The sequence below is a fragment of the Daejeonella sp. genome, assembly GCF_030695525.1.
Taxonomy (GTDB): Bacteria; Bacteroidota; Bacteroidia; order Sphingobacteriales; family Sphingobacteriaceae; genus Daejeonella.
In genome coordinates, this window is the sequence record NZ_JAUYSS010000061.1 from 80370 (window position 1) to 87239 (window position 6870).

Below are 6870 nucleotides of genomic sequence, written 5' to 3' on the forward strand. Positions count from 1 at the left end.
TATCAACTCTTCCCTCTCCACTCTCAATTCTTCTTCAAAATGTACTCCTCCCTTGCCCTCAAAATATGAACTCTATTTTCATTAGCCCATCCGGATAAGGAAATAAGTTGAGCTACCAGACTCCGTCCGAGGGGGGTGAGTTCGTATTCAACCCTTGGTGGGATCTGAGGGAAAATTGTTCGTGTAACCAAACCATCCTCTTCCAGTGTACGCAGTGTTACGGTTAACATGCGCTGGGAAATGCCAGGTATTAATTTCTTCAGTGCCGTAAAGCGAAGGGTGTCGGCTTTGCCAAGTATAATGATGGCATGCATAGTCCATTTATCACTGATGCGGCTAAGGATATCAGTAATGGGACATTGATTTGTCTGAATGGTGGTATGGTACCTCAGGAAAAGGTTGACCTGATCCTTGAAAGCATCCGCCTATCCGCATCATCAGCGGGTTTCCAGCCTTATCAGGTATTGGTCATTCAGAACAAAGAACTGCTTGAGAAAATTAAGCCGATTGCATTCAATCAGCCACAAATTACGGATGCCTCTCACTTATTGGTATTTGCAGCATGGGAGAGGGTAACGCCTGAACGTGTAGATGCTATGATAAAGAATATTGCCCGGGTACGAAATGTGCCGGAGGAATCTCTTGCAGGGATCAGGGGATATGGTGACCAGTTTATGGCTCAAACGGCCGAACAAAATTTTCAGTGGGCAGCTCGTCAGGCATATATTGCACTGGGGACGGCTCTTATTGCAGCAGCTTCACTTGAGGTTGACAGTACCCCCATGGAAGGATTCGATTCAGCATCATTGGATCAGCTTTTGGGCTTGCAGGAGCGTGGTTTAAAAAGCGTGCTTATCCTGCCATTAGGCTATCGCGATTCCCAAAAGGATTGGCTGTTGCCACAAGCCAAAGTAAGAATGCCAAAAGAGGACTTGTTTATTGAGGATGAAGTTTTGCTGAACTGATAAATTAATTTAAGCAGGATGAGTGATGGTTCATTGAACGATCACTCATTCTTGCTCCTGTTTAAATGAGGTTTACCCAATTTACCTTCATGGGTATAGAAGATAAGCGGCCCTTTCCACTCTTCATTCTCAACTTTCAATTCTCCATTCTCCATTCTCAACTTATTTCTTGCTCATCAGTTTCCTCATATCCGCCACTTCCTTCTCAGTAACGGGTCCCGATTTATTACCCCAGCTTCTTCTTACATAAGTCAAGATCTCCGAAATTTCCTTATCTGTAAGGAAGGAAGCATGAGCAGGCATGGTATCGTTATAATTTTGCCCTTTTACCTGGATTGCGCCGGTCATGCCATTCAGTACCACATTGATCAGTACATTTTTGTCACTGTTTACCCATTCAGATCCAGCAAGAGGGGGGAAGCGGCTTCCATCGCCATTTCCATCACTCTGGTGGCAGTTTCTGCAATAAATATTGTAAAGAAGTTCTGCATGTACAGGTTTGCCTTTTCTGTCAAGATTATCAGCCATTTCATCCGGTGTTTTGAGATGGGTCAATGTCTTGCGTTTTTCCATTTCAGCAAGTTCATTATTACCAAAGGCCTTTTTATCTCCCTTGTACATAATTCTCCAAATCTTTCCTTTTTGAGTTTCACCAACATACAATGAACCATCAGGCCCTTCTGCCAGACCCATTGGTCTGTATTCGGCGTCATTGGCTACCGCAAGGGTGTCTTTACCTGCAAAGCCATCGGCAAATACTTCCCATGGACCAGTTACAACACCATTCTTCATCGGTACAAATACTACAACATTTCCAACTTGTGGGTATGGTATGCGGTTCGTTGAGCCATGCAGGGAGATGAATGCCCCATCTTTGTATCGGGCCGGGAACTGGTCGCCTTTATAGAACAGGATATCATTCGGTGCAAAATGTCCGGGGAAACCCAGAAGTGGTTTTGGAAGCTTCGCTCCATCACCCTCTTTTACACCGTCGCCTCCATACTCCGGGCTCAGGATTTTCTTTTCGAGCATTTGATCATAATAGTAATAAGGGAATCCGCCATCGAATCCTTCGCTTACCTTGAAAAGTTCATCCGAAGGGAGCATGGCACTTTTCCATGGGGTATAATACTCCGGCCAAAGTAAACGCAAATCATCCCTGCCATGATGAACGGCATAAAGTGCGTCAGTGCCTTTATCCCAGGTCATACCTACAATACTCCGCATTCCGGTAGCATACCTTGTTCCGTCGCTTTGTTTTTGCTTCAGTTTATTTTCATCAAACTTCCATATTCCGCCGTGATCAACCAAATACGGACATGGATTCATTCCCGGAGATCCTGGCTTTCTGTTTTCAAACTGGCAGGAATTTGTTCCCATACCCCAGGAGACAAACATATTGCCTTTTCCGTCAAAAGCCAGTGCCTTTGCCATATGCTCATGATAAGGCAGGGTATCAATCACCACAGTATCCATATTACTGTCGGGGACGAGTTGTCCTTTCTTAAGTTTATTACGGAAAACCATCAGCTCAGAGCTAAAATAGAGATAACCATTGTGGATTTGCATGGCCGTCCCTCTGTTACGGTTTTCATACTTGCCCCAGATCTTCACTGTGTCAGCTTTACCGTCGCCATTAACATCTCTCAGAGCAGCATTGCCATAGCCATCAATTGTTGGGGACCTAAGTTTGACATAAACATCTCCATTTTTGTTTACTGCAATATGTCTTGCTCCAACATAATTTCCTAAAGGTTGGTTATTGGGGCGGCTCAGCTGTGTGCTTTTTGGAGCACCTTTAATTTCGGCAGCTGCTGTTTGAGGAGCATTTGATTTTGCAAGCTGATTTATCTGAAGAGCGACAACAGGGCCTCCCCCAATACTATCTACTACTACCAAAGCCTCGAATCCACCGGGCATAATCAATCCTCCATTATCCTCATCAGAAGGAGGTAATTGTTCTGCATTTGGTTTACAACTAATAATAATGAAAGAACTGAGAATTACGCAAAAACAGCGGAGGAATAGTGTATGGATGAGGCTAGGTTTTTTCATGGATTTAAAGTAGTTTTTTATTTTGGAAATTGAAAAAGGCAACAGAAAGGTTACAGTAAGGTAAGTTGTCAATGAGAGAATTAGCAAATTGAGGTAATTAGCAATCCGATAGTATCGGATTAGCAAATGGAGGACAAGGATTTGAAGATTTGAGGATTTGAAAATTTGAAGATGGGAGGCAATTTGTCAATGAGTTAATTTGTCGATTTGTCGATGGTACTCCTGCCTTTAATAATCCGTCATCTCTTTCGATGAGCGAATTGATTTTTTTGTTATGATGAATTTTGCGCGAGGAGAGATCTGTTGCAAAGAATATAGGAGAAGAGAATTAGCAATTGGAGATAATTAGCAAATTTGAAGCGCCTGTCATCCAGAGGAGCCAGTCGATTCTCACAATTTACTTGAATTTTGAGGCGACGAAGGATCTCATTGCTATGAGCATTATTTTTGCTGACGCAGGAATTGCTTAATAAGGCCTCACCCTGTGTACGTAACTACTGGTTTTAAATCTAGTGCGGCCCTCTCCAAAAGAGAGGGTTTAAAGATTCTGCGAAGAGATGTCGATGAGATGATTTGTCTATATGTTGATGGGGAAGGACATTGAGCAACCCGATAGCTATCAGGTGGGTAAAGGGCTTACGAAATCACATGGGCGGGCGGAATTAGATTTGGTCAGTCACATCTTTTATAAATTGCTGGATGTAGCTTCGCTGAACTACAGCTGAATCAATTGGTTTTTAATTGAGTAGAGTACAAGTCCGGTTCTGGATTTCAGGTTTAATTTTTGAAAAAGAGATTCGCGGTAATTGTCAACTGTGCGGGGACTAACAAACATGTTATCGGCTATCTCTTTGTATGTTAATTCCGAACAGCATAATTTGAGGAATTCGACTTCCCTTGCCGAAAGTAAAGGTGCATCCTTCTGATTTGCTATTGAGTGCAGCAGTTTTCCTGAAACCAGCTCATTGATATAAACACCCTTTGAAAAGATTGTTTGAATGGCTTCGAGCACTTCCCTTGGTTTCGATTCTTTCAGTACATAGCCACAGGCACCACTCTTGATCATTCCAATAACCGCTTTCTCATCATCAAACATGCTCAATGCCAGTACTTTGATATTTGGAAAAGTTTCCTTCAGCCAGGCAGTGGCCCTATAACCATCCATTTCCGGCATATTAATATCCATCAAAATGATATCCGGCAGGAGTGATTTTGTGAGCATGTCCTGCATTTCTTTGCCATTCCCGGCGCTAAAAATCACATTCAGCTCGTCAAATTCATTCATTAAAGCAGCCAAACCATTTCTAAAAAGTGTATGGTCGTCGACAATTGCTATGTTAATTTTTTCTTCTTTCATGGATAGGGAATTTTAATTGTTATGCTCGTCCCTTTGTTTAGTTTGGATTCAATGATCGCCTCTCCTCCGAGAAGGCTTGCACGCTTTTGGATATTAGTTAAACCCATTCCGATTTGATCAGACCGGGGTTTATCGGAGTCGAATCCAATTCCATTGTCACTGATACAAAGACATTTTATTCCGTTTGTATGTTCCAGAGTAATTGCAAGCTGAGTCGCCATTGCATGTTTAATGATATTATTTAAAATCTCCTGAAGGATTCTGAAAATGATCAGATCCTTATCGGGATTTGTTGCAGGCAATTCATCTTCACAAAGGTAAATGACTTTGTACTTTCCGGATTTTTCCATCCATTTAATCTCATGTCTGATCGCCTCATCCAGACCATGACTGATTAATTGCTCTCCCTGCAACAGCCGCCCCAGCAATCGCATTTCCTGAATGGAATTTGAAATAAGTTCGATAGCCGAGTTTACGAGTAATAAAATTTAAGAAATTCTGAAGCAGAAAATGAAAGATGGTAGCAAATAGAAGGATTTTGCTTTATAGATCAAAATTCGATCTAAGATTAGAGTCAATCCAACGCAGGAGGGATCTTAGCCATTTTGAAGCAATATTTACATCCTATAGCGCTAAGTTCCCTCAGCTGCTGAAGGGCAGCTTTCGGGATGACAGTGCGCTCGGTACATTTTTCCAGCCGAGCAGCCTTCCAACCTGTCATCCTGAACGCAGTGAAGGAACTTCAGCTAAATTATTTCCAAATTCATTTTCCCCGAATAAACTCCTATTATTATGGAAAAAAATTCAGCGTGCATAAATTTTTACCCGAAGAAAACATCTCCCGTCGCAGACTGAAAGCCATTATCGGCGGTTCCATAGGTAATCTGGTCGAGTGGTACGATTGGTATGCCTATTCCGCTTTTGCGCTCTATTTTTCTGCTTCATTTTTCCCGGAAGGCAATAAAACTGCTCAACTGCTCAATACTGCCGGCATATTCGCTTTAGGTTTCTTGATGCGGCCAATCGGTGGCTGGCTCTTTGGCCGGATTGCAGATAAGGTTGGGCGCAAGCAAAGTATGACACTCTCTGTGTTGCTCATGTCTTTCGGTTCCATGCTGATTGCCTTTATACCAACTTATGAAGCAATAGGAATTATTGCGCCGGTTATGTTGCTGATCGCCAGACTCCTGCAGGGTTTGAGTGTGGGTGGTGAGTACGGCGTTTCGGCGACTTACCTCAGCGAAATGGCCACTAAGAACCGCCGCGGTTTTTATTCCAGTTTTCAATATGTAACCTTAATAGGGGGACAGCTTTTCGCCCTGGGAATTCAACTTATTCTTCAAAAATGGCTGAGTGATGAAGATCTTCATGACTGGGGCTGGCGAATTCCTTTTGTGATCGGGGCCATACTTTCGCTGGTGGCACTTTATTTGAGAAGTACACTCTATGAAACCAAAGCATTCGAAGCGCAGAAAAACAAAGCCGATGAACGCAAAGGCACTATAAAAGAACTCTTAAAACATCCAAAAGCCTTGCTGACTGTTGTTGGCCTTACCCTGGGCGGTACCCTTGCCTTCTATACTTACACCACTTACATGCAAAAGTTCCTGGTGAATACGGTCAACCTGAGTAAAGCCGAATCCACTCAGATTTCTTTCATCAGCATGCTGATATTTGCACTTATTCAACCGGTTTTTGGTGCCCTGTCTGATCGGATTGGCCGCCGCCCGCTACTGATTGCTTTCGGGCTGTTGGGTACAATTTGTACAGTCCCATTGCTTACTGCCCTGAGCCATACAACTTCACCTTACAGTGCTTTTTTTCTGCTTCTGGCAGGCTTGATTATCGTGAGCGGTTATACCAGCATTAACGCCATCGTCAAAGCTGAACTTTTCCCTGCACAGGTGCGTGCACTGGGTGTCGGCTTGCCCTATGCCCTTACTGTAGCTATCTTTGGCGGCACAGCAGAGTATGTTGCGCTCTGGTTAAAAAATGCTGGCCATGAGGAGTATTTCTATTGGTACATCACCGGCTGTATCTTTTTGTCTTTGCTGGTTTATGTTGGGATGAGGGATACGAAGGAGACGTCGATGCTGGAAAAGGATTTGAAGATTTGAGGATGGTAGGCAATTTGTCAATGAGTTAATTTGTCGATTTGTCGATGGTACTCCTGCCATTAATACTCCGTCATCTTGACGAGCGAAATAATTGATATCTATTAATGCCTTTTCCGTGAGGAAAGATCTGTTGCATAAAATATAGGAGAAGAGAATTAGCAATTGGAGATAATTAGCAAATTTGAAGCGCCTGTCATCCTGAGAAGCCAATGATTGTGCTCAACCCGATTGCTATTGGATATTCCGGACTATGTTGACCCCACCAAGCGGTATCAATTTGCGGCTACCAAAATAGCTTAGTCACGTTGAAACGCATGCCATTCCGGCGGATGCTGACCCCCTTTCAGAGATAGTTGCTCGTATACCGGAGCAAGTT

At 43.2% G+C, this 6870-nt stretch carries 6 protein-coding genes; 2 read left to right on the plus strand and 4 right to left on the minus strand.

Going from position 1 to position 6870, the window contains the following annotated elements; translation table 11 throughout:
• Positions 1-23: 23 nt before the first annotated feature.
• A complete protein-coding gene (locus tag Q8S11_RS14505) occupies positions 24-314 on the minus strand; it encodes a helix-turn-helix domain-containing protein (RefSeq protein ID WP_305662839.1) in 291 nt (96 codons plus the stop codon).
• Between Q8S11_RS14505 and Q8S11_RS14510 the strand changes: the two genes are divergently transcribed.
• Positions 309-965, plus strand: coding sequence for an NAD(P)H-dependent oxidoreductase (locus tag Q8S11_RS14510; RefSeq protein WP_305662840.1), 657 nt, complete (start codon positions 309-311; stop codon positions 963-965). The genes Q8S11_RS14505 and Q8S11_RS14510 overlap by 6 nt on opposite strands.
• Positions 966-1127: 162 nt before the next feature.
• Here the strand turns inward: Q8S11_RS14510 and Q8S11_RS14515 are convergent, their stop codons facing one another.
• From Q8S11_RS14515 to Q8S11_RS14525, 3 genes are all read right to left on the minus strand, one after another.
• Positions 1128-3020 (minus strand): c-type cytochrome, encoded by a 1893-nt coding sequence (locus Q8S11_RS14515; protein ID WP_305662841.1) that lies wholly within the window; start codon positions 3018-3020, stop codon positions 1128-1130.
• Positions 3021-3735: 715 nt separating this feature from the next.
• Entirely contained in the window at positions 3736-4377 is a 642-nt protein-coding gene (locus Q8S11_RS14520; RefSeq protein WP_305662842.1) for a response regulator transcription factor, read from the minus strand.
• Entirely contained in the window at positions 4374-4811 is a 438-nt protein-coding gene (locus tag Q8S11_RS14525; RefSeq protein WP_305662843.1) for a sensor histidine kinase, read from the minus strand. Before Q8S11_RS14525 ends, Q8S11_RS14520 begins: the two co-directional genes overlap by 4 nt.
• Before the next feature lie 234 nt (positions 4812-5045).
• On the opposite strand from Q8S11_RS14525, the gene Q8S11_RS14530 reads away from it, so the two are divergent.
• A complete protein-coding gene (locus Q8S11_RS14530) occupies positions 5046-6494 on the plus strand; it encodes an MFS transporter (protein ID WP_305662844.1) in 1449 nt (482 codons plus the stop codon).
• Positions 6495-6870 lie beyond the last annotated feature (376 nt).

Coding starts and splice junctions, on each gene's coding strand:
- Q8S11_RS14510 (WP_305662840.1), top strand. CDS start 309: ATGCATAGTCCATTTATCACTGATGCGGCTAAGGATATCAGTAATGGG.
- Q8S11_RS14505 (WP_305662839.1), bottom strand. CDS start 314: ATGCATGCCATCATTATACTTGGCAAAGCCGACACCCTTCGCTTTACG.
- Q8S11_RS14515 (WP_305662841.1), bottom strand. CDS start 3,020: ATGAAAAAACCTAGCCTCATCCATACACTATTCCTCCGCTGTTTTTGC.
- Q8S11_RS14520 (WP_305662842.1), bottom strand. CDS start 4,377: ATGAAAGAAGAAAAAATTAACATAGCAATTGTCGACGACCATACACTT.
- Q8S11_RS14525 (WP_305662843.1), bottom strand. CDS start 4,811: ATGCGATTGCTGGGGCGGCTGTTGCAGGGAGAGCAATTAATCAGTCAT.
- Q8S11_RS14530 (WP_305662844.1), top strand. CDS start 5,046: ATGACAGTGCGCTCGGTACATTTTTCCAGCCGAGCAGCCTTCCAACCT.